26 protein-coding genes are annotated in these 23,211 nt (G+C 71.0%); 23 read left to right on the top strand and 3 right to left on the bottom strand.

Annotation, left to right across the window (positions count from 1 at the left end):
* Positions 1-9: 9 nt before the first annotated feature.
* The 3 genes from D7V80_RS19300 to D7V80_RS19290 are packed head-to-tail and all read right to left on the bottom strand — an operon-like array spanning position 10 to position 3,023.
* Positions 10-960: a metallophosphoesterase gene (locus D7V80_RS19300; RefSeq protein ID WP_120589543.1), complete on the bottom strand. Its 951-nt coding sequence runs from the start codon at positions 958-960 to the stop codon at positions 10-12.
* A gap of 13 nt (positions 961-973) precedes the next feature.
* Positions 974-2,335 (bottom strand): cell wall metabolism sensor histidine kinase WalK, encoded by a 1,362-nt coding sequence (locus tag D7V80_RS19295; RefSeq protein WP_120589542.1) that lies wholly within the window; start codon positions 2,333-2,335, stop codon positions 974-976.
* Between the two features lie 7 nt (positions 2,336-2,342).
* Entirely contained in the window at positions 2,343-3,023 is a 681-nt protein-coding gene (locus tag D7V80_RS19290) for a winged helix-turn-helix domain-containing protein (protein WP_120567738.1), read from the bottom strand.
* A gap of 351 nt (positions 3,024-3,374) precedes the next feature.
* Here D7V80_RS19290 and D7V80_RS19285 point away from each other — a divergent pair, with 351 nt between their 5' ends.
* From D7V80_RS19285 to D7V80_RS19175, 23 genes are all read left to right on the top strand, one after another.
* Entirely contained in the window at positions 3,375-3,974 is a 600-nt protein-coding gene (locus D7V80_RS19285) for a DUF177 domain-containing protein (protein ID WP_120589541.1), read from the top strand.
* A 58-nt stretch (positions 3,975-4,032) separates the two neighbouring features.
* Positions 4,033-4,221 carry a 50S ribosomal protein L32 gene (gene rpmF, locus D7V80_RS19280; protein ID WP_014395447.1) on the top strand — a complete coding sequence of 63 codons (189 nt, stop codon included), beginning with the start codon at positions 4,033-4,035 and terminating at the stop codon, positions 4,219-4,221.
* Between the two features lie 20 nt (positions 4,222-4,241).
* The gene (gene plsX, locus D7V80_RS19275; RefSeq protein WP_014395448.1) at positions 4,242-5,303 is read left to right on the top strand and encodes a phosphate acyltransferase PlsX; all 1,062 of its coding nucleotides are present in this window, start codon (positions 4,242-4,244) and stop codon (positions 5,301-5,303) included.
* A gap of 44 nt (positions 5,304-5,347) precedes the next feature.
* Entirely contained in the window at positions 5,348-6,349 is a 1,002-nt protein-coding gene (locus D7V80_RS19270; RefSeq protein ID WP_120589557.1) for a beta-ketoacyl-ACP synthase III, read from the top strand.
* Between the two features lie 28 nt (positions 6,350-6,377).
* Positions 6,378-7,316, top strand: coding sequence for an ACP S-malonyltransferase (fabD, locus tag D7V80_RS19265; protein ID WP_120589540.1), 939 nt, complete (start codon positions 6,378-6,380; stop codon positions 7,314-7,316).
* Positions 7,313-8,062 carry a 3-oxoacyl-[acyl-carrier-protein] reductase gene (gene fabG, locus D7V80_RS19260; RefSeq protein WP_120589539.1) on the top strand — a complete coding sequence of 250 codons (750 nt, stop codon included), beginning with the start codon at positions 7,313-7,315 and terminating at the stop codon, positions 8,060-8,062. Before fabD ends, fabG begins: the two co-directional genes overlap by 4 nt.
* Positions 8,063-8,168: 106 nt before the next feature.
* On the top strand, positions 8,169-8,417 hold the full coding sequence (gene acpP, locus D7V80_RS19255) for an acyl carrier protein (RefSeq protein WP_014395452.1): 249 nt from the start codon (positions 8,169-8,171) through the stop codon (positions 8,415-8,417).
* 86 nt (positions 8,418-8,503) lie between these two features.
* Entirely contained in the window at positions 8,504-9,760 is a 1,257-nt protein-coding gene (fabF, locus tag D7V80_RS19250) for a beta-ketoacyl-ACP synthase II (RefSeq protein ID WP_014395453.1), read from the top strand.
* Positions 9,761-9,863: 103 nt separating this feature from the next.
* The gene (gene rpiB / locus D7V80_RS19245) at positions 9,864-10,310 is read left to right on the top strand and encodes a ribose 5-phosphate isomerase B (RefSeq protein ID WP_014395454.1); all 447 of its coding nucleotides are present in this window, start codon (positions 9,864-9,866) and stop codon (positions 10,308-10,310) included.
* Between the two features lie 60 nt (positions 10,311-10,370).
* Positions 10,371-11,627 (top strand): serine hydroxymethyltransferase, encoded by a 1,257-nt coding sequence (gene glyA / locus D7V80_RS19240; RefSeq protein WP_120589538.1) that lies wholly within the window; start codon positions 10,371-10,373, stop codon positions 11,625-11,627.
* A gap of 9 nt (positions 11,628-11,636) precedes the next feature.
* Positions 11,637-12,140 (top strand): transcriptional regulator NrdR, encoded by a 504-nt coding sequence (gene nrdR / locus D7V80_RS19235; protein WP_014395456.1) that lies wholly within the window; start codon positions 11,637-11,639, stop codon positions 12,138-12,140.
* Positions 12,141-12,150: 10 nt separating this feature from the next.
* Complete coding sequence (gene ribD, locus D7V80_RS19230; protein WP_120589537.1) at positions 12,151-13,314, top strand: bifunctional diaminohydroxyphosphoribosylaminopyrimidine deaminase/5-amino-6-(5-phosphoribosylamino)uracil reductase RibD; 1,164 nt, start codon at positions 12,151-12,153, stop codon at positions 13,312-13,314.
* Between the two features lie 40 nt (positions 13,315-13,354).
* Complete coding sequence (locus D7V80_RS19225; protein WP_014395458.1) at positions 13,355-14,020, top strand: riboflavin synthase; 666 nt, start codon at positions 13,355-13,357, stop codon at positions 14,018-14,020.
* A gap of 27 nt (positions 14,021-14,047) precedes the next feature.
* Positions 14,048-14,548 (top strand): 6,7-dimethyl-8-ribityllumazine synthase, encoded by a 501-nt coding sequence (gene ribE, locus D7V80_RS19220; protein ID WP_014395459.1) that lies wholly within the window; start codon positions 14,048-14,050, stop codon positions 14,546-14,548.
* 5 nt (positions 14,549-14,553) lie between these two features.
* Positions 14,554-14,979 (top strand): transcription antitermination factor NusB, encoded by a 426-nt coding sequence (nusB, locus tag D7V80_RS19215; protein ID WP_014395460.1) that lies wholly within the window; start codon positions 14,554-14,556, stop codon positions 14,977-14,979.
* A complete protein-coding gene (locus D7V80_RS19210) occupies positions 14,976-15,467 on the top strand; it encodes a M17 family peptidase N-terminal domain-containing protein (RefSeq protein WP_014395461.1) in 492 nt (163 codons plus the stop codon). The genes nusB and D7V80_RS19210 overlap by 4 nt, the downstream gene beginning before the upstream one ends.
* 54 nt (positions 15,468-15,521) lie before the next feature.
* Positions 15,522-15,896 (top strand): response regulator, encoded by a 375-nt coding sequence (locus D7V80_RS19205; RefSeq protein WP_120525327.1) that lies wholly within the window; start codon positions 15,522-15,524, stop codon positions 15,894-15,896.
* On the top strand, positions 15,893-18,142 hold the full coding sequence (locus D7V80_RS19200) for a chemotaxis protein CheA (RefSeq protein WP_120589536.1): 2,250 nt from the start codon (positions 15,893-15,895) through the stop codon (positions 18,140-18,142). The genes D7V80_RS19205 and D7V80_RS19200 overlap by 4 nt, the downstream gene beginning before the upstream one ends.
* A 34-nt stretch (positions 18,143-18,176) precedes the next feature.
* Positions 18,177-18,740: a chemotaxis protein CheW gene (locus D7V80_RS19195; protein ID WP_120589535.1), complete on the top strand. Its 564-nt coding sequence runs from the start codon at positions 18,177-18,179 to the stop codon at positions 18,738-18,740.
* The gene (locus D7V80_RS19190; protein WP_120589534.1) at positions 18,737-19,264 is read left to right on the top strand and encodes a chemotaxis protein CheW; all 528 of its coding nucleotides are present in this window, start codon (positions 18,737-18,739) and stop codon (positions 19,262-19,264) included. The genes D7V80_RS19195 and D7V80_RS19190 overlap by 4 nt, the downstream gene beginning before the upstream one ends.
* 225 nt (positions 19,265-19,489) lie before the next feature.
* Positions 19,490-21,481 (top strand): HEAT repeat domain-containing protein, encoded by a 1,992-nt coding sequence (locus D7V80_RS19185; RefSeq protein WP_120589533.1) that lies wholly within the window; start codon positions 19,490-19,492, stop codon positions 21,479-21,481.
* 13 nt (positions 21,482-21,494) lie between these two features.
* Entirely contained in the window at positions 21,495-22,367 is an 873-nt protein-coding gene (locus D7V80_RS19180) for a protein-glutamate O-methyltransferase CheR (RefSeq protein WP_199738756.1), read from the top strand.
* On the top strand, positions 22,367-23,211 hold an 845-nt coding region (locus tag D7V80_RS19175), incomplete at its 3' end, for a chemotaxis protein CheB (protein WP_120589532.1). The genes D7V80_RS19180 and D7V80_RS19175, both read left to right, overlap by 1 nt.

Genomic DNA, 23,211 nt, shown 5'->3' with positions numbered 1-23,211 from the left:
GCGTGGGCCTCACCCGTCCAGGTCGTTGAGCGCGTCGGGCGGCAGCGGCGAGGCGCCCGTCACCGTGCCGTCCAGGTCCAGGGGCAGCGTGGACGGATCGACCTCCGGCGGAGGGCTGTTCTCGAAGGGCGCGGCGACCGTGGGGCGAGCGCCCCCCGCACCCGGAGGCGGACGCAGCACGGGCCCCGGAGGCGGCAGCCCCGAGTGCCGCCGCGCGGCCTCCATCAGGGCGTTGTGGTGGCGGTAGCGCGCCTCCACGAGCTTGTGGATGAGCAGCGGCCCCCCGGGCACGCGGCGCGCGGTGAGGGCCTGGGTGGCCTTGCGCACCGGGTAGCGCACGCGGCGGATCTGCACACGCCAGCCCTTGGGGGTGAAGGTGAAGACGCCGTAGGCGGGGCGCAGGTCGCCGTCGCGCGGAATCCCGGCGCTGGCCACGTCCGCGATGAGCATCCGGCCCACGCGCCGGCGGTAGGGGAAGTGCAGGTGCCCGAAGGCGCACGCGGCCGCGTCCAGGTGCGTGAAGAAACGGCGCACCGCGTGGTCGTCCAGCGTGGGGTCCAGCGACTCCTCCAGGTTGCGGGGGTTCGCGTGGCAGATGAACAGGTCCTGTCCCTTGCGCGGCGTGTAGCGGAGGGAGAAGGGCATCTGCCCCAGCTGCTGGAGCAACGTGTCGCCCAGCTGGTCGCGCGTCCAGCGCAGGAGCTCCGTCTTCCAGTGGTCGCGCTCGCGGTACGCACCGCCCAGGTAGTTGCCGGCGAGGTACGCGTCCGTGTTGCCCATGATGAGGGCGTGGCACTTGCTGAAGAGCAGCTCCACCGTCTCGCGCGGGTGCGCGCCGCGCAGTGCCAGGTCTCCGGCCGCGACGATGTAATCCGGCGCCACCGATTTGGTGATGTCGTCCAGCACGGCCTCGCAGGCCGGAAGGTTTCCGTGAATGTCCGCGAGGATGGCGACCCGCATGGCCGCCCCCATCCTAGCCCGTCGCCGCCGTCGGGCCAGCCGCCGTGGGTAGAAAAATGACGAAGGTACTGCCCACGTTCGGCTGGCTCTCCACCTTCACCTCGCCGTCCATCGCGCCCATCAGGTGCTTCACGATGGAAAGGCCCAGTCCCGTCCCCCCCATGTCCCGGCTGCGGCCCTTGTCCACCCGGTAGAATCGCTCGAAAATCCGGGAAAGATGCTTGGGCTCGATTCCCACGCCTGTGTCGCGTACGCGCACGACACACCGGCCGCCCTCGTACGCTCCGTCCACGTCCACCCGGCCACCCTCAGGCGTGTACTTCACCGCGTTGTCGAGCAGGTTGAGGAGCACCTGCTCGATGGCCCGTCCATCCCCCATCGCCACCAGCTCTGGAGGGACGTGCAACCCGATTTGCTGGTTCTTGCCCTCGGCCTTGGGGCGCACGCCTTCCGCGGCGCGGGAGACGGCCAGGGCCAGGGGCACCTGCGTGCGCTCGAAGGTCATCTCGCGCGCCTCCAGGCGGGAGAGCTCCAGCAGGTCCTCCACCAGCTCGGAGAGGCGCTCGGACTGGCGGTGGATGATCTCCACCATCTTCGGCGCCACCTGGGTGTCCTGGAGCGCGCCGCCCTGGAGCGTCTCCGCGTAGCCGCGGATGGCGGTGATGGGCGTGCGCAGCTCGTGGGAGACGTTGGCCACGAAGTCCTTGCGCACCTTCTCCAGCCGGCGCAGCTCCGTGACGTCGTGGAAGACGGCGGCGCTGCCGGGCAGATCGCGCCCCACGGGCGTCACGCGCACGGCCAGGGTGCGGGAGTACAGCCCCTCGAGCGTCAGCTCCAGCCGCGTGGAGGCGCCCTCATGACAGGCGCGGGCCACCGCGTCGTTGAGGGCCTCGTTGCGGATGAGCGCGAGCGGCCGCTGGCCCACGATGGCGCCGTTGGCGGGCCGGAGCATCTCCGCGAGCGCGTCGTTGTGACGCACCACGGTGCCCTCCGCGTCCGTCACCCAGAGCCCCTCCGCCATGCCGTCCAGCACGGCGGTGAGGATGCGCGCTTCCTGATTGAGCGCGGCGGCGCGCATGGACAGCTTGTCGTCCAGCGTGTCGATGGCGTCTTCCAGCTGCGCCAGGTCGTCCGTGCGCTCCAGGCCCGCGGGCGGCGCCACGTCCATGCCCGCCGCCAGCGACTGCGTCTTCTGGGTCAGCGCGCGAAGCTGCCGCTCCATGGCCACGCGGCTCGTCCCCAGGGCCAGCGCGGAGCCCGCCAGCGTGACGAGCCCCGCGGCGATCGCGCCCGCCGGGTGCCCGAAGAGCACGAGCAGCGCCGAGACCAGCAGGGGAGGAACGAGCAGGGCCAGGAGCGTGAAGCGCAGGGGCATGGCGGCCTCACGGAGGGCTGAGCTTGTAGCCCACGCCGCGCACGGTCTCGATGATGTCGCCCGCGGGGCCCAGCTTCTCGCGCAGGCGCTTGATGTGCGTGTCCACGGTGCGCGTGTGGATTTCCGCCTGGATGCCCCAGACGTCGGACAGGAGCACCTCGCGCGTCTGCACGCGGTCGCTTCGCTCCAGGAGCGTGCGCAGCAGGCGGAACTCCAGCGCGGTGAGGATGATCTCCTCGCCCTTCACCCTCACCTGGTGGCGCGACGTGTCCAGGCTGATGTCGCCCGCGGCCAGTACCGCGGCGGGGCCTTCCTCCGCGTCCGCGCGGCGCAGCACGGCCTTCACGCGCAAGAGCAGCTCGCGCACGGAGAAGGGCTTCACCACGTAGTCGTCCGCGCCCAATTCCAGGCCCTGGATGCGGTCGGCCTCCTGGCCCTTGGCGCTGACGATGACGACCGCGGCCTTCTTCAGCTCCGCGTCGCTCTTGAGCATGCGCAGGACCTCCCCGCCCGCCACGTCCGGCAGCATCAGGTCCAACAGCACCAGGTCCGGAGGATGGGCCCGCGCCCGGGCGAGGCCCCCCGCGCCGGTGTTCGCCGTGTCCGTTTCGAAGCCCGCCGCGCGGAGGTTGTAGTCGACGAGTCCGGCCAGGTCCTGCTCGTCCTCGATGATGAGGATGCGCGCCATGAAGGTGCTCCCGCGAAGGGCTGGAATGCGTGGCGTCCCGTAACAGATTCGTTCCGGCACGCTCGGGACATCCATGTGACATCCATGCCCCATGCCCGCCCGCCTCCCCACCCGTGCGGCCGGGGAGGGGGAGGGGGCACACGGGCCTGCGCCGGCACGGCGGCCATCCGCCCGAGCTCCCGGACCCGGAGTGTGCCCACGAACGTCGGGCGGGGGTGCGCATCAGATGGAAAGCTGGCAGAGCGGTGTTGAGTGGATCCACGCGGCACGGCTCGCGAGTCCAACCCGGCGTGTTGACTGAAGGGGGGAGTCCCTCTATGTTGCGCGCCCTTTTGCCGGGAAGCCTTGTAGATGGTCGTAAAGATTGAACAAATCAAAGAAGCGGGGCTGACGCTCGACGAGCCCATCGCTCCTGGCCTCCTCAAGGAGGCCCTGGAAGGCCCGGGGTCCGGCGAGGACACCGGCTTTCAGGCGACCGCTCCGTCCACGCTCCACGCCACCCTGCGCAAGCTCAGCGGCGGCGTGCTGCTGAAGGGCAACTTCACCGTCCATGTGGGCGCGCCCTGCAAGCGCTGCCTCGCGGACGTGAAGCTGGACCTGCCCGTGTCCTTCACCATCAACCTGGTGCCGGAGTCCCTGGCCCGGGGGGATGACTTCAAGGGCGACGACGAGAAGGTCATGGAGAAGAAGGAACGCACCCAGGGTGAATCCGGGGGCACCTTCGAACTGGACGACACGGACGAGCAGGTTTTCGATGGCAAGACGATCGATCTGGATCCGATCGTCCGGGAACAGGTATTGCTCGCGCTCCCGATGAGCGCGGTCTGTCGGGAAGACTGCCAGGGGCTCTGCTCGCAGTGCGGCCAGAACCTCAATGAGAAGAAGTGCGGCTGCGAGCCGAAGGTCGTGGACCCTCGACTGTCGCCGCTGAAGAACATCAAGCTGAACTGACGGTCCCTATGCCCCTCGCAAGTCGCGAGGGGGGACGGGTCCGATGCCGAGGTGAGCCGTGGGAGTTCCCAAGAAGCGGACGTCGAAGATGCGCCGGGACCGTCGTCGGGCCGGCAACAACAACCTGCGGACCCCCGTGCAGGTCATCAAGTGCTCCAAGTGCAAGGAGCCCGTGATGCCGCACCGTGCCTGCGCGGCCTGTGGCAACTACGGTGGCCGTGAGGTCATCGCGACCGCCGCGGAGTAGTTGAAAGCGGAAGGCTGCCGGTGCGGCTCGTCCTCGACGCGATGGGTGGCGACCACGCCCCCGACGCCGTCGTGGACGGGGGCGTGCTGTTCGCGCGAGCGTATCCCGGGCACGAACTCGTGCTGGTCGGGGACGCCACGCGTGTACGCCCTGTCCTGGAGCGCGCCGGCGCGCCTCCCAACATCCACCTCCACCACGCATCCGAAGTGGTGGAGATGGACGACCCCGCGACCGCCGCGTTCCGGCGCAAGCGGGACTCCTCGCTCCGGGTGGGCTTCGAGCTCGTCCGGCAAGGGGAGGCGTCCGCCCTCGTGTCGGCGGGCAACTCCGGCGCGGTGATGGCGGGTGGCATGTTGACGCTCGGCCGGATCCCCGGCGTGGAGCGTCCGGCCATCGCGGCCCTGTTCCCGGCCCTCAAGGGCGAAGGCCGCTGTCTGCTGCTGGACGCGGGCGCCAACGTGGACTGCCGCCCCTCGCACCTGGCCCAGTTCGCCGTGCTCGGTGAGGCGTACTCGCGCACGCGCCTGGGCGTGAAGCGCCCCCGGGTGGCGGTGCTCTCCAACGGCGAAGAGGAGTCCAAGGGCACGCAGCTCACGCGGGACGCGTGCGCGCTGTTGCGCCGCTCGGACCTGGAGTTCGTGGGCTACGTGGAGGGCAAGGACCTGTTCTCCGGCGACGTGGAGGTCGTCGTGACGGACGGCTTCACCGGCAACATCGTCCTGAAGACCTCCGAGGGCGTGGGCATGGGCATCACGGGCCTCCTGCGCTCCGCCATCGAGAAGCGCGGCGGGCTGCCGGAGAAGCTGGGCGCGCTCCTGCTCAAGCCCACCCTGCTGGGGCTGCGCCGCGTCATGGACTACGCCGAATACGGCGGTGCGCCGCTCCTGGGCCTCCAGGGAGTGGGCATCGTCGCGCACGGCCGCTCCTCTCCCCGCGCCATCCACAACGCGCTCGTCACCACGCTCCAGCATGTGCGCGCGGGCGTGCAGGAAGAGCTGACGCGCTGCATTGCCAACGCCGCCGCCTGGCTTCCTCCCCACCAGCGGGGAAGGAAGGCGGACGGGGACGAAGGGGCCGATTAGAGCGCGCCGGCCATGCGTTGGACTCCGACGACTCCGGAGGCCTCGTGGCACGCACGCACATCATCGGAACCGGTTCCTATGCTCCCACGCAGGTCCTGACCAACCAGGACCTGGAGCGCCTGGTGGAGACGAGCGACGCGTGGATCCGCGAGCGCACCGGCATCCAGGAGCGCAGGCAGGCCGCCCCCGACGAGGCGACGAGCGACCTGGCGGTGAACGCCGCCCGCCACGCGCTGGAGATGGCGGGCGTGGCGCCCGGCGACCTGGACCTCATCGTCGTGGGCACCGTCACCGCGGACATGCCCATGCCGTCCTGCGCCGCGCTGGTGCAGTCGAAGCTGGGCGCGAAGCGTGCCTTCGCCTTCGACGTGTCCGCCGCGTGCGCCGGCGGGCTGTACGCGCTGAGCGTGGCGGACCAGTTCGTGCGCTCGGGCCAGGTGAAGCGCGCGCTCGTCGTGGGCGCGGACCTGCTCACCCGCGCGGTGGACTGGACGGACCGCAACACCTGCGTCCTCTTCGGGGACGGCGCGGGCGCCCTGGTGCTGGGGGCCGAGGAGGACACGGAGGCGGACGCCATGGCGCCGCGCGGCATCCTCTCCACCCACCTGCGCACCGACGGCGACCTCGCGAACCTGCTCTGCATCCCCGCCGGTGGCTCTCGCACCCCCGTCACCGCGGACAACGTGGATGCAAATCTTCACAAGCTCAAGATGAACGGGAAGGAAGTGTTCCGCTTCGCGGTGCGCGCGCTGGTGGAATCCACCCAGACGTCCTTGGGGGCCCACGGAATGGATACGACGCAGGTGGACCATGTCATCGCCCACCAGGCGAACCTGCGAATCCTGGAAGCCGTGATGGAGCGACTGGAAATTCCCAAGGAAAAATGCTGGCTCAACCTGCACAAGTACGGCAACACGTCGTCCGCCTCGCTGCCCATGTCGCTGGATGAGGCGCAGCGCGCCGGCCGCCTCAAGCGCGGCGACGTCATCGCGATGATGGCCATTGGCGCGGGGATGGCGTGGGGCAGCGCGGTGGTGCGCTGGTAGGCAGGACGACACAAGGAAGGACCGCAACATGGCGAAGGTCGCGTTCGTGTTTCCCGGGCAGGGCAGTCAGGCCGTGGGGATGGGCAAGGACCTCTACGAGCAGTTCCCTGAAGCGCGGGCCGTCTTCGACGCCGTGGACGACGCGCTGCACGAGAAGCTCTCCACCTCCTGCTTCGAGGGCCCGGAAGAGGCGCTGAAGCTCACCGCCAACACCCAGCCGGCCATCCTCACGGTGTCGGCCGCGGTGCACGCGGTGTTCCAGAAGCGCGGCCCGGCCCCCGCGTTCGTCGCGGGCCACTCGCTGGGCGAGTACTCCGCGCTGGTGGCCGCGGGCGCCATGGACCTCCAGGACGCGGCGCGGGCGGTGCGCGCGCGCGGCACCTTCATGCAGGAGGCGGTGCCGGTGGGCACGGGCGGCATGGCCGTCATCCTGGGCCTCACCCCGGACGCGGTGAAGGCCGCCTGCGACGCCGCGGCGGAAGGGCAGGTCGTCTCTCCGGCCAACTACAACTCGCCCGAGCAGACGGTCATCGCGGGCCACGCGGCCGCGGTGGAGCGCGCGGGCGCGAAGTGCAAGGAGGCCGGGGCCAAGCGCGTCATGCCGCTGCCCGTCTCCGCGCCCTTCCACTGCGCGCTGATGGACCCCGTGAAGCCGCGCCTGGCGGAGGTGCTGGCGGGCGTGCGCATCAACGCGCCGTCCGTGCCGGTGGTGAGCAACGTGGAGGCCAGGCCCAACGCGGACGCCTCCCGCGTGGTGCCGCTGCTCCTGGAGCAGGTGAGCGCGCCGGTGCGTTGGATTGAGTGTGTGGAGTCGCTGAAGGCGAACGGCGTCACGCACGTGGTGGAGCTGGGGCCGGGCAAGGTGCTGGGCGGACTCATCAAGCGCATCACCAAGGACATCGAATCGTTCAACGTCGAGAACGCCGCGACCCTGGAGAAGGTGCTCGCCGCGTTGGGGGCAGCATGAGCGGCTTCAAGGACAAGGTGGTGCTGGTGACGGGCGGCTCGCGCGGCATCGGCCGGGCGTGCGCGCAGGCCTTCGCGAAGGCGGGTGCGTCCACCGTGGTCATCAGCTACGTGGGCAACGAGGCCGCCGCGCAGGAGACGGTGGGCCTGCTCCAGCAGGCGGGCGCGAAGGCGGAGGCCGTGAAGTTCGACCTGGCGGACACCGCCGCGTGCGCGGGCGCCATCGACGGCGTCGTCAAGACGCACGGCCGGCTGGACGTGCTGGTGAACAACGCGGGCATGGCCATTGACGGCCTGGTGATGCGCGTCAAGGACGAGGACTGGGACCGGCAGCTGGACACCAACCTCCGGGGCGCCTTCGCGCTCATCCGCGCCGCCAGCCGGCCCATGATGAAGCAGCGCTCCGGCGCCATCATCAACATCACCTCGGTCGTGGGGGAGATGGGCAACCCGGGGCAGGCGGCCTACTCGGCGGCCAAGGCGGGGCTCATCGGCCTGACCAAGTCGGTGGCCAGGGAGCTGGCCACCCGGAGCATCCGCGTCAATGCCGTGTCCCCCGGGTTCATCGGGACCGACATGACGTCGCACCTGGACGACGAGCTGCGCCAGAAGATGGTGGGCGGTATCGCGCTCGGCCGCCTGGGCAACCCGGAGGAGGTCGCCGGGGCCGTGGTGTTCCTCGCGAGTGATGCGGCGTCCTACATCACCGGCGAGGTCCTGAAGGTCAACGGCGGCATGTACATGTAAGCCAAGGTTGGATTGCCGCCGGGCGTGGGATATACCGCGCCCGCCTTGAAGACGGCCCGCGACTCAAAACGGCGGGCCCCATCTGTAGCTGGAGGGTTCTGCACGTATGTCCACCACCGCAACCGACGTGGAAACCAAGATCAAGTCCATCATCGCCGACCAGCTCGGTGTGGGTGAGGATGAGATCAAGCCCGAGTCGTCCTTCATCGAAGACCTGGGCGCGGACAGCCTCGACATCGTCGAGCTGGTCATGGCGATGGAAGAGGAGTTCGAGGTCGAGATTCCGGACGACGAGGCGGAGAACATCAAGACCGTCGGCGACGCCGTGAACTACGTGAAGACCCACAAGAAGTAGGCAGTCGCGACACCCGGAAGTCCGGGGCCTGGGGGAGCGTCCTCACCGGCGCTTCCACGCCCCATCGCGGTCAGCGGAGAAGAACAGTGTCCAACCGTCGAGTCGTCATCACCGGCACCGGCATCATTTCTGCGCTGGGCACCGGCACCGAGAAGAACTGGCAGGCGATGCTGGCCGGTCAATCCGGTATCAGCACGATCACCCGTTTCGACCTGGGGAAGCTCGACGCGCGCATCGCGGGCGAGGTGAAGGACTTCCAGCCCGAGCAGTTCATCGACAGGCGCGAAGTGCGCCGGATGGACCTGTTCGCCCAGTACGCGATGGCCGCGGCCGACATGGCGGTGAAGGAGTCCGGCCTGCCCATCGGCCCGGACGCGCCCCATGGCTACATCCCGGAGCGCGTGGGTGTCATCGTGGGCTCCGGCATCGGCGGCATCTCCTCTTTGGAGGAGCAGCACCGCAAGGGGCTGGAGAAGGGGTTCGACCGGCTGTCGCCCTTCTTCATCATCCAGATGATCGTCAACATGGCGCCTGGGCTCATCTCCATGCGCTACAACTGCAAGGGCCCCAACTGGGCCCCGGTGTCCGCGTGCGCCACCAGCGCGCACGCCATCGGCGAGGCCTGGAAGTCCATCCGCCTGGGTGAGACGGACGCGGCCATCGCCGGCGGCGCGGAAGCGGCGATTACCCCCCTGGGCATGGGCGGCTTCTCCGTGATGAAGGCCCTGTCCACGCGCAACGACGACCCGGCGCGCGCCAGCCGTCCCTTCGACAAGGAGCGCGACGGCTTCGTGATGGGCGAGGGCGCGGGCATCGTCGTCCTGGAGGAGATGGAGGCCGCGAAGAAGCGCGGCGCCAACATCCTGGCGGAGGTGGTGGGGTACGGCGCCAACTCGGACGCGTACCACGTCACCCAGCCGGCCCCGGAGGGCGAGGGCGCGGCGCGCTGCATGCGCCTGGCGCTGGCGTCCGCGGGCATGCGGCCGGACGAGGTGGGCTACGTCAACGCCCACGGCACGTCCACGCCGTTCAACGACGCGAACGAGACCAAGGCCCTGAAGGCCGTGTTCGGCGACCACGCGCGCAAGCTGGCGGTGTCGTCCACCAAGTCCATGACGGGCCACATGCTCGGCGCGGCGGGTGGCGCGGAGGCGGTGGTGAGCGTGCAGGTGCTCACCAAGAACGTGCTGCCGCCCACCATCAACATGACGTCGCCGGACCCGGACTGCGACCTGGACTACGTGCCCAACACGGCGCGCGACGCCCGCGTCGACGCGGTGATGAGCAACTCGTTCGGCTTCGGCGGCACCAACGCGGTGCTGGTGTTCAAGCGCTTCGCCTGACGGCCTTCCGGCCCGCTGCTCCCGGTGACGGGCAGCGGCGGGCAGGGGCCCTCCTTCCCGGCCCCGCCCTCACGGCGCGGGCCCCGCCTTCCGGAGTCCGGCCGTGAAAGTCATCCTCGCCTCCGACCATGCGGGCATCGAGCTGCGCCAGGAGCTGGTGACGCTCCTGAAGGAGCGCGGCACCGACTTCCAGGACCTGGGCCCCCAGACGCGTGAGTCCGTGGACTACCCGGACTTCGCCTCGCGGGTGGCGCAGGCGGTGGTTTCCGAGTCCGACACGCTGGGTGTGCTGGTGTGCGGCACCGGCATCGGGATGAGCATCGTGGCCAACAAGCACCGGGGCATCCGGGCGGCCCTCTGCACCACCGAGTTCGAGGCGCGGATGACCCGCGCGCACAACGACGCCAACGTGTTGTGCCTGGGCCAGCGCGTGGTGGGCGCGGGCGTGGCACGCGGCATCCTGGAGGCCTTCCTCTCCACCGCCTTCGAGGGCGGCCGCCACGAGAAGCGCGTCCAGAAGATTCGCGACGTCGAGGCCCAGCAGCGCTGACGGGCCTGGCAGGCGTCCCTCAAGCAGTCCCCTTCGTTCGTACGCCAGGAGGCAACCCCCATGGAGAACACCCGCACGCTGTCCCAGGTGGATCCTGAAATCGCCCAGGTGCTCTGGCACGAGACGGAGCGGCAGGAGGAGGGGCTGGAGCTCATCGCCTCCGAGAACTTCGTCAGCCCCGCGGTGCTGGAGGCGGTGGGCTCCGTGCTCACCAACAAGTACGCGGAAGGCTACCCCGGCAAGCGCTACTACGGCGGCTGCGAGGTGGTGGACGTGGCGGAGAACCTGGCCATCGCGCGTGCGAAGGAGCTGTTTGGCGCGGACGCGGTGAACGTGCAGGCGCACTCCGGCAGCCAGGCCAACATGGGCGCCTTCATGGCGCTGATGAAGCCGGGCGACACCATGCTGTCGCTGGACCTGAACTCCGGCGGCCACCTCACCCACGGCGCGGCGTTCAACTTCTCCGGCAAGCTCTACAAGGTCGTCCACTACGGCCTGTCGCGCGACACGGAGACCATCGACTTCGCGCAGGTGGAGTCCCTGGCCCTGGAGCACAAGCCCAAGGTGCTGGTCGTGGGCGCGAGCGCGTACCCGCGCACGCTCGACTTCGCGAAGTTCCGGGAGATCGCCGACAAGGTGGGCGCCGCCATGCTGGTGGACATGGCCCACATCGCGGGCCTGGTGGCCGCGGGCGTGCACCCGTCGCCCGTTCCCTTCGCGGAAATCGTCACCACCACCACGCACAAGACGCTGCGCGGCCCGCGTGGCGGCATGGTGCTCAGCCGCGAAGCCTTCGCGAAGACCATCAACAGCCAGATCTTCCCCGGCATCCAGGGCGGCCCGCTGATGCACGCCATCGCGGGCAAGGCGGTGGCCTTCAAGGAGGCGCTGTCGCCGGAGTTCAAGACGTACCAGAAGCAGATTGTCGCCAACGCGCAGGCGCTGGCGGAGGCGCTGAAGTCCGCGGGCCTGCGGCTGTGCTCGGGCGGCACGGACAACCACCTGATGCTGGTGGACCTGCGCGCCAAGAAGCTCACCGGCAAGGTGGCCGAGGACGTGCTGGGCAAGGCGGGCATCACGGTCAACAAGAACATGATCCCCTTCGACCCGGAGAAGCCCACGACGACCTCTGGCGTCCGGGTGGGCACCCCGGCCATCACCACGCGCGGCATGCGCGAGGCGGAGATGGCGGTGGTGGGCCGGCTCATCGGCCAGGCGCTGGACGCCGCGCAGGACGACGCGGCGCTCGCGCGGGTGAAGGGCCAGGTGAAGGAGTTGGCCCAGGGCTTCCCGCTGTACGCCTCGCGGTTGAAGTAAAGAAAGCCCGTGCGCTGCCCCTTCTGTCAGGACCCGGAGAACAAGGTCATCGACTCGCGCGAGTCGCACGAGGGCTCCGTCATCCGGCGGCGCCGCGAGTGCCTGGCCTGCAAGCGCCGCTTCACCACGTACGAGCGGGTGGAGGAACTCTACCCGCTCATCGTGAAGAAGGACGGGCGGCGCGAGGCCTTCGACCGCGAGAAGATGCTCAACGGCCTGAAGAAGGCGTGTGAGAAGCGCCCGGTGTCCGCCGCGCAGCTGGAGGCGACGGTGGAGGACATCGAGCGGCTGCTCCAGGGGATGGGGGAGAAAGAGGTCCCCTCCTCATCCATTGGCGAGCACGTGATGCGGCGGTTACAGCAGCTGGACGAGGTGGCCTACGTGCGCTTCGCGTCCGTGTACCGAAGCTTCCGGGACATCTCCGAGTTCATGCACGAGCTGAAGGACCTGCTCGAGGACCAGGAGCGTGAGCGCAAGGCGAAGCCGCCTGTGACTCCGCCCAAGGACGGTTAGGAAGGGCGGTATGCGCTTGCTCACGCGGTCACGGTTGCAGGCGGTGAAGACGCCCCGCTCCAAGCGCGCGGCGGACTTCGACCACGCGGTGGCCGAGTTCTTCATGCGCATCGCCCTGGAGGAGGCCGCCAAGGGCCTGGGCCGCACCAGCCCCAACCCCGTCGTGGGGGCGGTGCTGGTGAAGGGCGGGCGCATCATCGCGCGCGGCCACCACAAGAAGGCCGGCACGGCGCACGCGGAGGTCGTCGCGCTGGAGGCCGCGGGCTCCAAGGCGCGCGGCGCGGACCTCTACACGACGCTGGAGCCGTGCGACCACTACGGGCGCACCCCGCCGTGCAGCCTGGCGGTGCTGGAGGCCGGCGTGCGGCGCGTGTTCAGCGCTTCGTCGGACCCGAATCCGCTGGTCAGCGGCAAGGGGCTCAACCGGCTCAAGCGCGGCGGCGTGGCGGTGGTGACGCACGTCCTCAAGGATGAAGCGGACGCGCTCAACCGGCCCTTCTTCAAGATGATGCGCACGGGCCTGCCGTGGGTGACGCTCAAGGCCGCGGTGACGCTGGACGGGAAGATCGCCGCGCCCTCGGGCGACTCGAAGTGGGTGACGGGCGAGGCTTCGCGCGCGTGGGTGCACCGGCTGCGCGACCAGGTGGACGCCATCCTCGTGGGCGCGAACACCGTGCGCATGGATGACCCGCAGCTCACCACGCGGCTGCCGGGCGGCGGGGGCAAGGACCCGGTGCGCGTGGTGGTGGACTCGCACCTCAAGCTGTCCCCGGGGCACACCGTCTTCACCCAGCGCAGCCCCGCGCGCACCGTCATCGCCACGCTGGAGGACCCGGAGGGCCGGCGCGCCCGGCGCTTCCTGGCCCAGGGCGTGGAGGTGTGGAACGTGCGCGCGAAGCAGGACCGCGTGGACCTGAAGGCCGTCCTCAAGCGCGTGAAGAAGGAGGGGCTCAACCACGTGCTCGTGGAGGGCGGCGCGGGCCTGTACGGCACGCTGCTTCGCGAGCACCTGGCGGATGCGCTCGCCCTGTTCCTCGCTCCCAAGCTGGTGGGGGCCGGGGGCCTGTCCTGGGCGGGCGAGCTGGGCGTGAAGGACATGGCCCATGCCCTGGCCGTGAAGGACCTGACGATGGAGAAGGTGGGGGACGACGTCCTCCTGCGCGCGCTGCTCTGAAGGCCAGCGCCCGGGCAGGGCATCCGTTAAGGTTCCGGCCATGTTCACCGGACTCATCCAGGACACTGGCACCGTCACCCGCGTCACCTCTGGCGCGATGACCGACTTCTGGATTCGCACCTCGCTGGGCGCGGAGGCCTTCGCCCTGGGGGAATCCATCGCCGTGGACGGCGCGTGCCTCACGGTGGTGGAGAAGGGCGGGGACACCTTCCGCGTGCAGGCGGCCCCGGAGACGCTGCGGCGCACCACCCTGGGGGACCGGAAGACGGGCGACAAGGTGAACCTGGAGCGGGCGCTCGCCCTGGGGGACCGGCTGGGCGGACACCTGGTGTCGGGCCACGTGGACGCCGTCAGTGAAGTGCTGGAGACGTTCGCGGAGGGCGGCTCGTGGGTGATGGTGTTCCGGCTGCCCCCGGAGCTGGCGCCCTGCTTCATTGAAAAGGGCTCCGTCACCATCGACGGCATCAGCCTGACGGTGAACGCGGTGGATGCCAGCACCTTCCGGGTGCAGCTGATTCCGGAGACGCAGGCGCGCACCACCCTGCACGGCAAGGGCCCCGGGGCGAAGGTGAACCTGGAGGGCGACCTCATTGGCAAGTACGTGGCCCGGCTGTACGCCCTCCGGGGAGCCCCGGAAGCCGCCGCCCAGGGAGCGGGGCTGACGGAGGCGGTGGTGCGGGCTGCGGGTTTCAGCCCTCGCGGGTAGGGGCGCAGGTGGTGTAAGGAGCGCGCCATGCCTCGCTATTTCGAAGGGGATTTCCTCCCCCCCCAGGGCCGGTTCGCCATCTGCGTGTCCCGGTTCAACAGCTTCATCACGGAGGAGCTCTTGAAGGGCGCCGTGGACACCCTGGTACGCCATGGCGTGAAGGACGACGCCATCGACGTGTACCGCTGCCCCGGCACCTATGAGCTGCCTGGCCTCACCCGCCGCGTGTCGGAGGGTGGCCAGTACGCGGGCATCATCGTCCTGGGCGCGGTGATTCGCGGCGGCACCCCCCACTTCGACTACGTGGCGGGCGAGTGCGCCAAGGGCATTGGTTCGGTGGCGTTCAGCGCGGCGGCCGGCCCGAAGCCGGCGTCGGTGACGTTCGGCGTCCTCACGTGCGATACCGTGGAGCAGGCCATCGACCGGGCGGGCGTGAAGGCGGGCAACAAGGGCGCGGAGGCCGCGCTGGCCTGCATCGAGATGGTCAACCTCTTCGCGCGCATGACGGGCGCGGAGCGAAAGGGGTAACCGCGATGGGCGCGCGCAGAACAGCACGGGAGCGGGCGCTGCAGGCGCTCTACAAGTTGGAGATGACCCAGGGCGCCACCACGCGGGAGGCCCTGGACGCGGCGTGGGCCGCCTCCGCGGAGGACGGGACGCCGGAGCCGGACGCGGTGAAGTTCGCCAAGGAGATCGTGGAGGGCGTGGAGGCCCACCGCGAGGAGATTGACGGGCTCATTGAGCGCCACAGCCACAACTGGCGCCTGGACCGCATGTCCCGCATCGACCGCAACGTCCTGCGGCTGGGCATCTTCGAACTGAAGTACCGCCCGGACATCCCCCGCAAGGTGACCATCAACGAGGCGGTGGAGCTGGGGAAGAACTTCGGCAACGAGGAGTCGAGCGCCTTCGTCAACGGCCTGCTGGACCGCGTCGCGGTGGCGCTCGGGAAGCCGTGAGCCAGACGCAGACCCTGGACGTGGGCCTGGAGGGCCTGGACGCGCTGACCGGGGTGGACGCCCTCTGCCTCTTCGTGGCCGAGGACGACCGCCCCCTGCCGTCCTCCGCCGGCTACGTGGACTGGCGGCTGTGCGGCGCCCTGTCGCGCGTGCTCCAGGGCGGGTTCTTCACCGGCGTGAAGGACGACTGGCTCCTGTTGCCGTCGGACGGGAAGCTGACCGTGCCGCGCATCTTCGTGGTGGGGCTGGGCTCCCGGAAGCGCCTGGACGCGGCCTCGCTGGGAGAGGCGCTGGCGGGCGCGGCGAAGGTCTTGAGCCGCGCGAAGGTGGAAGCCGTGGCCTTGGAGGTGCCCCAGGGGTCTTCCCTGAGCGACTCCGCCCGCGCGGAGGCGTACCAGCGGCAGTTCCTGCCCGCGTTCAAGGGGGGACGGGTGTCCCTCCTCGCGGACAAGGGGCTTGTCGGGTCGCTGTCATCCCGGAAGGGTTGACGCACAGCGGCCAGGCAGGGGTTCTGCTAGCATCCGGCCCTTGAGGCGCGCGCGATGAAGTTCAAGGTGTTGATCGTCGAGGACTCCAAGGTGTCGCGCGAGCACATCGCCGCGACCGTGGAGGCCGTGGACGGCGTCGAGGCCGTCACCACCGCCAGCGGCTTCGAGGCGCTGAAGCTGCTGCCGCGCCAGCGCTTCGACCTCATCATCACCGACATCAACATGCCCGACATCAACGGGCTGGAGCTCATCAACTTCGTCAAGAAGAACCCCAACTACCGGGACGTGCCGCTCATCATCGTCACCACCGAGGGGCGTGAGCAGGACCGCTCGCGGGGCATGGCGCTGGGGGCCGCCGGCTACCTGGTGAAGCCGTTCCAGCCGGAGGACCTGGAGGCGCTCCTGCGGCGCTTCCTGAAGCCGCTGTGACGCCCGGAGGCAAGGCGCTGGCTGAGTTCGTCGCCGAGGCCACCGAAATCCTGGATGCGCTGGGTCGCGACCTCCTGGCCCTGGACGAGGCGCGGGGCCAGGAAGCGGACCCCGAGCACATCAACGGCATCTTCCGCGCGGCGCACTCGCTCAAGGGCCTGTCGGGCCTCTTCGGCCAGGAGCGCATCAGCCAGCTGGCGCACGCGGCGGAGGACCTGCTGGACCGGCTGCGGCTGGGCCGGCTGACGCTGGACGACCGGGTCCTGGACACGCTGGTGGACGCGCTGGACACGTTCCAGGCGCTGCTTGGTGAAGCATCCCGGAGCGAGGAGGGCCCCGAGCTCTCCCAGCGCACCCGCGACATGGAGGACCGCATGGCGCGGCTGGGCTCGCCCCCGCCCGCCGTGGAAGAGGATCCGCTGGAGCGGCTGGAACTGGACGCGACGGTGCGCGCCGTCTTCACCGAGTACGAGGAGCACCGGCTGCGCGAGAACGTGCGGCGCGGCGTGGCGCTGTGGCGGGTGCGCGCGGCGTTCGACCTCACGGACTTCGACCAGGGACTGGCGGACCTGAACGCGCGCCTCAAGCCCCTGGGCGAGGTCATCAGCACGCTGCCCTCGTCGCGGCCGGGTGGCGCCAACGGCATCGCGTTCGACCTCATCTTCGGCGCGAAGGTCGGCGCGCGGGCACTGGAGGACGGCCTCCGGGGCTCGCCCGCGGAGCTGGCGCCGCTGTCCGTCCGGCCGCCGGAAGCGGGCTCGGAGGGGCCTGCGTTCGACGGGCCTGCGCCGCGCGACGCCGCAGCCGTGCGCGAGGACGTCGAGATCCTGCCTCCGGATACGGACGAGGACGGGGTCGACGAGGACGCCGAGGTGCCGGTGGAAACCTCGAGCCTGGCGACCGTGCCCTCGCACCCGGGGGCAGGTTCTCCGCGCATGCGGGCGGTGACGCCTCCGGCCACGGTGGTGGGGCTCCAGGCCGCCGCGTCCGCGCCGATTCCCGCCGGCCGTCCCAGGGCGGAAGAGACGTCCCTGCGCTCGCTCACGCAGACGGTGCGCGTGGACATCGGGCGGCTGGATGGGCTCATCAACATGGTGGGCGAGCTCCTGCTCATCAAGGCCAACCTCCAGCGGCTGGCGGAGACGTCCCGGCAGGACGGCACCGTCGCGCTGTCCAAGCTCTTCGGCCAGGAGCTGTCGCGGGAGACGCGGCAGCTGGAGCGCAAGCTGGAGGCGCTCCAGGAGGGGCTGCTCGAAGCGCGCATGGTCCCGGTGGGCCAGGTCTTCGACAAGCTGGCGCGGCTGGTGCGGAAGATTGCCCGCGAGGCCGGCAAGGAGATCGACTTCGTCAGCTCCGGCGGCGAGGTGGAGCTGGACAAGCTCATCGTCGAGGAGCTCAGCGATCCGCTGATGCACCTCATCCGCAACGCCATCGACCATGGCGCGGAAGGGCCGGAGTCGCGACTGTCCGCGGGCAAGCCCCGGCGCGCGACGGTCCGGCTGCGCGCGGAGCAGAAGGGCAACCACGTCGTCATCAGCGTGTCCGACGACGGCTCGGGCATCGACGAGGTGCGCGTGCGCGAGGTGGCGCTGTCGCGCGGGCTCGTCACCCCGCCGCAGGTCAGCGAGATGACGCGGCGCGAGCTGCTCAACCTCATCTTCCTGCCGGGCTTTTCCACCCGCTCCAGCGTCAGCTCGCTCTCCGGACGAGGCGTGGGCCTGGACGTGGTGAAGAACAACCTGGGCAACCTCTCCGGCATCATCGACGTGTGGAGCGAGCGCGGGAAGGGCACGGCCTTCCACCTGACGCTGCCGGTGACGCTGGCCATCGTGCGCGCGCTGGTGGTGGGCGTCAGCGGCCGCACCTACGCGGTGCCGCTCAACAGCGTGCTGGAAATCCTGTCCGTGCAGCCGCGCGACATCCGCACCGTGGAGCGGCGCGAGGTGTTGGACCTGCGCGGCCAGACGCTGCCCTTCCTGCGGCTCGGGCGCCTGTTCCACCTGCCGGAGCGCGAGGTGAGCCGCCACTTCGTCGTCGTGGTGGGCCTGGCGCAGCAGCGGCTGGGCATCGCGGTGGACGAACTCTTCGGCCAGCAGGACATCGTCACCAAGCCCCTGGGCGGCCGGCTGAGCCGCGTGAAGGGCATCTCCGGCGCCACCGACCTGGGCAACCGCCGCACCGTCCTGGTGCTGGATGTCGCGGAACTCCTGGAAGAGGGCATCGCGCAGGAGCGGCGCCGCGCTTGAGGCGTCCGCGCCGGGGGCTGCTATCCTCCCGGGCGTGTCCCGTTTCGAAGCCCTGCTCGACGCGTTCTTCTACCGTCCGGACGAGGACGTCGGCGGCCTGCTGGACTTCGCCGCGGGCAGTGACGACCTGGCGCGGCCGCAGCTGGAGGAGGAGCCCGTCGAGTACCTGGCCTTCCGCCTGGAGGCGGAGTGCTACGCGGTGCCCATCCTCGCGGTGAGGGAGATCTGCAAGGTGCCGCTGCTCACGGAGATTCCGCGCGCGGAGCCGCAGCTGCTGGGCGTGATGAACCTGCGCGGGGAGCTGTTGCCCGTCTACGACGTGAAGCTGCGGCTGCGGCTGGCGGACGCGCCTCCGTTGGTGGCGGGGCCTGACGCGGGCCTGCCGCCCCGGGCCGCGCGCATCCTGGTGCTCAAGACGGCGGACGGGCCCGCGGGCGTGTGGGTGGACTCGGTGGCGGGCGTGGTGCGGCTCAAGCCGTCCATGGTGGAGCTGTCGCCCGCGGGGCTGCGCGGGGACCGCGACTGCGTGGCGGGGCTGGGGCGCAAGGGCTCGCAGCTCTACATCCTGTTGGATCCGGAGCAGGCGCTCGCCCCATGACGGACCCCGTGAACCTGCTGGTCCGCCGTCCGCGCGGTGAGAAGGCCTCCGAGACGCCCGCGGCCGAAGCGGAGGTGCAGCTGTGCGCCTTCTTCGTGGGCAACGAGGAGTACGTCCTGGACATCATGCGCGTGGAGGAGATCCTCCCGCCCCAGCGCGTGATTCCCATCCCGCACGCGCCCGCCTTCGTGGAGGGCGTGCTGCACCTGCGCGGCGCGATGCTGCCCGTGGTGGACCTGCACCGGCGCCTGTTGGGGCAGCCCGCGCAGGAGACGCGGCGCACGCGGCTGCTCGTGTGCCGGCTGGGAACGCGGCGCGTGGTGACGCGGGTGGACCGCGTGGCGGAGGTGCTGCGCGTGCGCCGGAGTGACATCAAGCCCGCGCCAGCGCTCATGGCCGGGGGCCGCACGCCGTTCGTGGTAGGCGTATGCGGACCGCCGGAGCGGCTGCGGCTGCTGTTGGACCTGAAGGCGCTGCTGCGCGCGGAGCTGGAGCGCGACTCCCGCCCGCCGCCCGCGGGCTGAGCGTCCCGTTGTTGCCCTGCTGCTCGGAGGGCTGGGACGCGGGGCCCCTGGCGCACTGAGTCGCGTTCCACGACCTGGACGCAAAGGGTGCGAAGGTGAACGTTTCCATCCGGCGCAGGGCTGCCCACCGGCGGTGGGAGCCGTCTCGTGGGACGCGACTCCCCCGGCGGCTTCAAGCAGGATGCGGACACCCCGAGCAACACGTGCCCCGAAGGAGGACGGCGAATGAGCGACACGATGCAGTCCCCCGCGGGGCAGGAAGAGGCGCGGTACCGGGCGCTGCAGGCGGTGGATCCGCGCGCGCCCGGCGCTTTGGAGACCTTCACCACCGGCCTGCATGACGAGAGCTGGCGCGTGCGTCACGCGGCGGCGGAGGGCCTGCGCCGCGTGCCGGATGCGCCGGGCGTCACCGCGCGGCTCATCTCCGTCCTGGGCGAGCGCGGCGAGACGGGCGCGCGCAACGCGGCGGCCGAGGCGCTGGCCGGAATGGGGCCGGTGGCGGTACCTCCGCTGGTGCACCTGCTGGAGCATGAGGATCCGGATCAGCGCAAGCTGGCGGCGGACATCCTGGGCCAACTGGGCCGGCCGGAGGTGGAGGACGTGCTCCTGCGCGCGCTCTCCGACGACGACCTCAACGTGCGCGTGGCGGCCGCGGAGGCGCTGGGCCGGCTGGGCGGGGATGCCGCGGCGCGGGCGCTGGAAGACCTGCTGGACGCGCCCATGCCCCTGTTGCGGCTGGCCGCGCTGGAGGGGCTCGCGTCGCTCAAGCGCGCACCCCCGTTGGAGCGGGTGATGGCGCTGGTGGAGGACCCAGGAGTGCAGCGCAGCGCCCTCCGGCTGTTGGGCCTGTACGCCCCGGGCGTGGCCACGGAGCGCATCTGCCGGGCGCTGGCGTCGCCGGTGCGCTCGGTGCGCGAGGCGGCGCTCGTCGCGCTGGGGAAGCAGGCCGTGGGGCTGGGCCCGTACGAGCGGGGTGAGCTGGATGCCGTGGCGCGCTCGGTGCTGAGCGGCATCCCGGGCGTGACGGCGCACGTGGCGCAGGCCCTGGACGGCGACGACGTCCGGGTGCGGGCCGGCGCGCTGGTGGCGGCCGGAGCGCTGGGCGAAGCGTCGCTCGCGGTGGCGGTGGCGGAGGTGGCGCGCGAGGACCGGCTGTTGCGCGAGGTGCTCTTCACGCTGGGCCAGCTGGGGCCGGAGGGCCGGCGCCTGCTGCTCGGGAGCATGGGCACGCTGTCGCTCCCCGCGCGCACCGTGGCGGCCGAGGCGCTGGTGCTGCTGGTGGACTCGACGTCGGTGCCGGAGCTGTGCGCGCTCCTGGAGTGGGCGGAGGACGACCTGCGCGCGGTGGTGGTGCGCGCGCTGGGGCGCACGCACTCGCCGGACGCCGTGGCGCCGCTGGTGGAGCTGCTCTCGGACCCGGCGCTGTCGGCCATGGCGGCGCGAGCGCTGGAGCAGCTGACCGTGGCCCACCCGCTGGAGGCGCTGGCCGCGCTGGAGGCGGCGGTGGAGCAGCGCACGACGCCCGCGGCGGTGGCGGTGCTGGGCCGGCTGGGCGGCGCGAGGGTGTTGCCCGTGCTGCGGCGGATTGCCCGCGATGAAGATGCTTCCTGGCGCGCGGCGGCGGTGGAGGCCGCGGGCCGGGCGGACGGAGAGGCCGGCCTGGAGCTGGCGCGCGGCGCGTTGGCGGACGAATCCCCCAAGGTGCGCATCGCCGCGGTGCGCTCCCTGGGGCAGCAGGGCGGCAGTGAGGCCGCGACGTTCCTGGGGCTCGCGCTGAAGGACGAGGACCGCGGCGTGCGCGTGGCCGCGGTGGAGGCCGTGGGCGTGGCGGGCGCGAAGGAGCGCTCGCCGGACCTGGAGGCCCTGGTGCGCCACGGCGACGGTGCGCTCGCGATGCTGGCGGTGCGCGCGCTGACGAAGCTGGGGACGGTAAGCGCGGGCGTGCTGTGGGACGCGCTCAGCCATCACGACGCGGAGGTGGTGAAGGCGGCGTTGCCGGCGCTGGGGTCGGCGGAGGCCTCGGCGGATGGTGCGGCGCTGGCGATGTCGCTCCTGGGCCATCCCCGCTGGGACGTGCGGGCGGCCGCGGCTCGCGTGCTGGGCGGAATGGGGCGGCCGGAGTGCCTGCCCGCGCTCCAGCAGGCGATGTCGGTGGAGCAGGACGCGCTGGCGCAGGTGGCGCTGGCGGAAGCGGTCGTCCGGTTGTCGGGGCGGTGAGGGGAGGACTCGGATGCCACGCTTCGACGAGGGCCGCCCGGAGATGACGCTGGAGGAGTTCCGCCTGCTGCGCGACCACGTCTACGCGCACTGCGGAATCCTCATCCACGAGAACATGAAGTTCGTGATGGAGCGCCGGCTGTGGCCCCGGCTGGAGGCGCTGGGGATCCAGGACTTCGGCTCCTATCACCGCTACCTGCGCTACGACGCCCAGCGCAGCGCGGAGCTGGAAGCGGCGGTGGAGTCGCTCACCACGCACGAGACGTACTTCTTCCGCGAACCCGCGCAGCTCAAGGCCTTCTGCGAGGAGCTGATCCCCATCCTGGAGAAGCGCAACGCGCACACGCGGCGGCTGCGGCTGTGGTCGGCGGGGTGTTCCTCCGGTGAGGAGGCGTACACGCTGGCCATGCTGCTCAAGGAGAGCGGCCGCTTCGACGACTGGGACGTGGAGGTGCTGGGCACGGACCTGTCGCGCCGCGTGCTGGCCGTGGCCCGCCGCGCCGAGTACGGCCCCAGCGCCCTGCGCGCGACGCCGCCGGACCTGCTGGAGCGCTACTTCGTGCCCGTGGGGGTGAACCGCGTCCGCGTGCGCGACGACGTGAAGGCGTGGGTGAACTTCGGCCACCACAACCTGTCGGACGTGGCGGGCAGCCAACTGGTGCCGCGCTCGGACGTCGTCTTCTGCCGCAACGTGATGATCTACTTCGACCTGGCCGCGCGCCGCCGCGTGCTGGGCGTCATCCGGGACCGGCTCTGCCCGGGGGGCTACCTGCTCCTGGGCCACGCGGAGAACCTGCTCAGCCTGGGCGCGGACTTCGAGCTGGTGCACCTGAAGGGCGACCTCGTCTACCGCCGGCCCGAGCTTCCGGGCGGGGAGGGCCGCTGATGGCACGCCCGCTCACGGTGCTCGTCATCGACGACTCGGCCACCAACCGCCGCACGCTCACCACGCTCTTGGAGTCCTCCCAGGAGGTGATGGTGCTGGACTGGGCCCAGGACGGCGAGGAGGGGCTCAAGAAGGTCCTGGACCTGAAGCCCGACGTGGTGACGCTGGACCTGGAGATGCCCCGGCTGGGCGGCCACACCTTCCTGCGGCTGCTCATGCGCGCGGCGCCCACGCCCGTCATCGTCATCTCCAGCTACGCGCACAGCTCGGACGTGGGCAAGGCGCTGGAATTGGGCGCGTTCGACTTCATCGCCAAGCCGCCCCAGGGCACGCCCGCGGCGCTGGAGCACCTGCGGCGCGAGCTGCTCGACAAGGTGCTCGCGGCGCGCCACGCGAAGTCCGGGGGGCGCCACGGGGCCCCGCCGCGCGCCTCCCTGCTGACGGGGGAGGTGCCGCAGGTCATCGCCGTGGGCGCGTCCACGGGCGGGCCTCCCGCGGTGCAGCGGCTGCTGGAGGGGCTGGCCGTCGAGCCGACCGTCAGCGTGCTGGTGGGCCAGCACATGCCGTCACAGTTCACCAAGGCCTTCGCGGAGCGGTTGGACCGCATCGGCCCCTTCACGGTGACGGAGGCATGCGAGGGCGACGTGGTGAAGCCGGGCCACGTCTACATCGCGCCGGGCGGGCGGCACCTGGTGCTGTCGGACCGCACCGGGCGCCTGGAGCTGCGCACGCCATCCCCGGTGCCCACGGACAAGTACGCACCGTCGGTGGACCGGCTCTTCGAAAGCGCGGCGGAGGTGCTGGGGCCGCGCGCGGTGGCGGTGGTGCTGCTGTCTCTTATACA

Origin of the sequence: Corallococcus sp. CA054B (assembly GCF_003611625.1) — a bacterium.
GTDB classification, from domain to species: Bacteria; Myxococcota; Myxococcia; order Myxococcales; family Myxococcaceae; genus Corallococcus; species Corallococcus coralloides.
The sequence above is the reverse complement of the archived record's forward strand: the minus strand, read 5'-3'. Positions and strand labels throughout refer to the sequence as shown.

Bases quoted from the DNA above. Each gene is read 5' to 3' on its own strand.
- D7V80_RS19300 (WP_120589543.1), bottom strand. From the start codon at position 960: ATGCGGGTCGCCATCCTCGCGGACATTCACGGAAACCTTCCGGCCTGC.
- D7V80_RS19295 (WP_120589542.1), bottom strand. From the start codon at position 2,335: ATGCCCCTGCGCTTCACGCTCCTGGCCCTGCTCGTTCCTCCCCTGCTG.
- D7V80_RS19290 (WP_120567738.1), bottom strand. From the start codon at position 3,023: ATGGCGCGCATCCTCATCATCGAGGACGAGCAGGACCTGGCCGGACTC.
- D7V80_RS19285 (WP_120589541.1), top strand. From the start codon at position 3,375: ATGGTCGTAAAGATTGAACAAATCAAAGAAGCGGGGCTGACGCTCGAC.
- fabD (WP_120589540.1), top strand. From the start codon at position 6,378: ATGGCGAAGGTCGCGTTCGTGTTTCCCGGGCAGGGCAGTCAGGCCGTG.
- fabG (WP_120589539.1), top strand. From the start codon at position 7,313: ATGAGCGGCTTCAAGGACAAGGTGGTGCTGGTGACGGGCGGCTCGCGC.
- acpP (WP_014395452.1), top strand. From the start codon at position 8,169: ATGTCCACCACCGCAACCGACGTGGAAACCAAGATCAAGTCCATCATC.
- glyA (WP_120589538.1), top strand. From the start codon at position 10,371: ATGGAGAACACCCGCACGCTGTCCCAGGTGGATCCTGAAATCGCCCAG.
- ribD (WP_120589537.1), top strand. From the start codon at position 12,151: ATGCGCTTGCTCACGCGGTCACGGTTGCAGGCGGTGAAGACGCCCCGC.
- D7V80_RS19225 (WP_014395458.1), top strand. From the start codon at position 13,355: ATGTTCACCGGACTCATCCAGGACACTGGCACCGTCACCCGCGTCACC.
- ribE (WP_014395459.1), top strand. From the start codon at position 14,048: ATGCCTCGCTATTTCGAAGGGGATTTCCTCCCCCCCCAGGGCCGGTTC.
- nusB (WP_014395460.1), top strand. From the start codon at position 14,554: ATGGGCGCGCGCAGAACAGCACGGGAGCGGGCGCTGCAGGCGCTCTAC.
- D7V80_RS19205 (WP_120525327.1), top strand. From the start codon at position 15,522: ATGAAGTTCAAGGTGTTGATCGTCGAGGACTCCAAGGTGTCGCGCGAG.
- D7V80_RS19190 (WP_120589534.1), top strand. From the start codon at position 18,737: ATGACGGACCCCGTGAACCTGCTGGTCCGCCGTCCGCGCGGTGAGAAG.
- D7V80_RS19185 (WP_120589533.1), top strand. From the start codon at position 19,490: ATGAGCGACACGATGCAGTCCCCCGCGGGGCAGGAAGAGGCGCGGTAC.
- D7V80_RS19180 (WP_199738756.1), top strand. From the start codon at position 21,495: ATGCCACGCTTCGACGAGGGCCGCCCGGAGATGACGCTGGAGGAGTTC.